Here is a 2,782-nt window from a genome sequence, read left to right on the forward strand (position 1 = left end):
AGCGAGCCTCACCCCCGCCCCCCACCCCCCCCCCGCCCAGACCCCCCCGGGCCCGCCCGCCCGCCCCCCGCCCCCCCCGCTCCGGGGCGCGGGACGTCCCCCCCCCCTCGGCCCGGTCGTGCACGGCAGCGGTGACCACAGCGGGCAGACCTCCGGGCCCTGCGGCGGCGGGGCGCCCGCCCCCCGGGCGACCGCCGGCAGCTCCCACCGCGCGGCGGCCTGCGGCGCCGACTCCACCACGACCGCCTCCACCCCCGGCGTCGGGCTGCACCACAGGCTGCGGACGACGTTCGGCGGCCCGCCCGGCAGCGCCGGCACACCCGGCACAACAGGCACGCCCGGCACGCCCGCGTTCGCCGTCGACAGGCACATCGCCGGCTCCGGCGGCTCCGGGGACCGGAACAGCGTCACCGGCCGGATCCCCACCAGCGTCGCCAGCGCCGCCCCGCCCACCGCCGCCGTCAGCAGCGCCGCCGCCCCCGTCCGGCTCGCCGTCCACAGCCGGTGCCGGGCCAGCAGCACCGGCACCGGCGGCCGGGGGGGGGGGGGGGGGCCCCCCGGCCCCCCCCCCGCCCCCCGCCCCCGCGAGCGCCGCGCGCCACCCCCCGGCGCCCCGCCCCCCCCCCCCCCCCGCCGGGCGCGCCGCCCACCGCGGGGGCGGGCCCCGCCCCCCGGCCCCGGGCGGCCGGTGCGGCTGCGGGCAGCCCCGGACCGCCGCCCGGTGCAGCAGCCCGCTCAGGCCGTCCGCGAACCCCGGTGCCGCCGGATCCGGTCCCAGCAGCTCCGGCACCCACCGGGCCAGCGCCACCCGGGCCGCCCACACCCGCCCCTCGGCCGCCGCCAGCGTCGACTCCACCTCCACCGCGACCGCCGCCGCCGGCAGGCCCAGCCCGTCGTGCAGCACCAGCGCCCGGCGCTGCGGCCGGGACAGCCGCCGCAGCGCCTTCAGCAGCGCCCGGTCCCGGTCGGTCAGCCGGTCGTGATCGGGCAGCACCGCCTGCGACTCGTCCGCCGGCCGCACCCGGATCCGCCGGTGCGGCAGCTTCCAGGCGTGCATCCGCCGGGGCCCGCCCCGGTGCCACGGGGACAGCGCCAGCTCGCACGCCCGTACCCGCACCCACCCTTCCGGATCCCCCGTCGCGGCCACCTCCGCCCAGCCCCGGCGCGCGGCCCCGAACGCCAGCCGGACGCAGTGCGCCGCCCGGTGCCGACAGGCGGTCAGCAGGAACATCTGCTGCACCAGCCGGGTGTGCGCCTGCTCGTACAGCTCCTCGAAGCTCCCGGCCGGCCCGGCCCGCTCGTCGTCGGCCGGCATGGCCGCGTGGGCGGGCCGCCCGGTGCCGGCGGCCGGGTCGTCGGGTCGGGCCTGCGCCGCGGGCGGGATGTCGCGGGTGCCAGGCGGTGTCATGGTGGCGGCGGGTGTGCTGATGCTCCCTCCCGGGGCGTTCGGGGCCGCCTGGGCGCTAGCGGCGTCGGTGGCGTGGGCGTGGGCGTGCGCGGAGTGGGTGGCCTGGCCGGGGTGCTCTCCTCCGGTGCCGAGGACGGGCGGGCGCGGCGGCGCGGGGTCGGGGGTACGGGGGGCGGCGGCAGGGTCCGCCTGGGCGTCACCCGGCGCGTCGGGGCCGGGTGGTGTGGGGCCGGGTGGTGCGGGGTCAGGGCTCTTCGGGCGGGCGGTGGTGAGGGCGACGGCCTCGGCCTCGGTGGCCGCGCCGAGTTTGCGCATGGCCCGCTGGACGTAGCTGCGGGCGGTGGCCGGGGTGACGCCGAGGGCGGCGGCCGCCTGCGGGAGGTCGCGACCGGCGGCGAGGTGGGCGAGCTCCTTGGCCTCACGGGGCGTCAGTTTCCCTAGGGGGCGCGCCGCGTCCTGGTCGGGGCGGGTGGCCCGGGGTTTGCGGGGGCGGTTCTCGGGGGTGGGGGAGTCGGCGCCGGCGGGGTGTTCGGCGGTGGGTGGCGTGGTCATCAGACGCTCCGGGCCGGTGCGCCGGCGGCTTGGGGATCGGGTCTGAAAATGCGCATAAGCCAATAATCTGGGACACGGCGGCGGTTTGCTGCTTCACGGGGCATGGCGAGTCGCCTTGGCACCATGAGGCGCATGACGCAGCTGATGGGCCGTCCGATCCTGGAACTGCCCGGCGAATTGGGCGGACGCCCGTTGCCGGCCGACCTGTTGGCGGGGGTGCGGACGGCACTGGTCGGCCTGGCGGTGGTCGGGGTGCCGGTGCTCGGACTCTGGGTGGCGACGCCGTACGCGGACAACGGGGCGACCGGCGCCACCCGGTTGGCGGGGGCGCTGTGGCTGCTCGGGCACGGCGCGCCGGTGTTGCGGGGGGACGCGGGCGCCCCGCTGACCGTCACCCCGCTGCTGCTGGGCGTGCTGGCGGTGGCTCAGCTGTACCGGGCCGCCGCCGCGGTGGCGTCGCGGCGCGGGCCCCGGCCGCGCTGGGGCGGCCCGGCGGCGGTCTGGGCGGGCTACTGCGCGGTCGCGGTGGCGGTGGTGCTGCACTGCACGGGCGCCGGGCTGTTCCGGGCCAGGGTGCTGCCGGACGTCCTGGTGGTGGGGTTGCTGGCCGGGCTGGCGACGGCGGCGGGCGCGCGTTCGGCTCGGGCCGCCGGCCCCGACGCCCCGCCCCGCCGCCTGGCGTGGCCGCTGCTGGACCGGCTGCCCGCCCCGCACAGACACGCCCGCGGCGCGGCGGCGGTGCGCCGCGCGGTGCGGGCGGCCGGGGCGGGGCGGGTGGCGGGGGGCTGGGTGCTGGTTGCGGGGGGGGCGGCGCTGGACGCG

At 81.2% G+C, this 2,782-nt stretch carries 2 protein-coding genes; one reads left to right on the forward strand and one right to left on the reverse strand.

The genetic code is table 11. The features are described 5' to 3' along the window. A partial coding sequence (locus tag ACFV6I_RS38870; RefSeq protein WP_380430938.1) for a LuxR C-terminal-related transcriptional regulator occupies nucleotides 1–1,960 on the reverse strand: 1,960 nt, incomplete at its 3' end. Nucleotides 1,961–2,092: 132 nt separating this feature from the next. Between ACFV6I_RS38870 and ACFV6I_RS38875 the strand changes: the two genes are divergently transcribed. Then, nucleotides 2,093–2,782, forward strand: a 690-nt coding sequence (locus ACFV6I_RS38875; protein WP_380430941.1) for a DUF6350 family protein, incomplete at its 3' end; no start/stop codon positions are given.

It is taken from the genome of Kitasatospora sp. NPDC059803, assembly GCF_042732255.1.
Lineage (GTDB): Bacteria > Actinomycetota > Actinomycetes > Streptomycetales > Streptomycetaceae > Kitasatospora.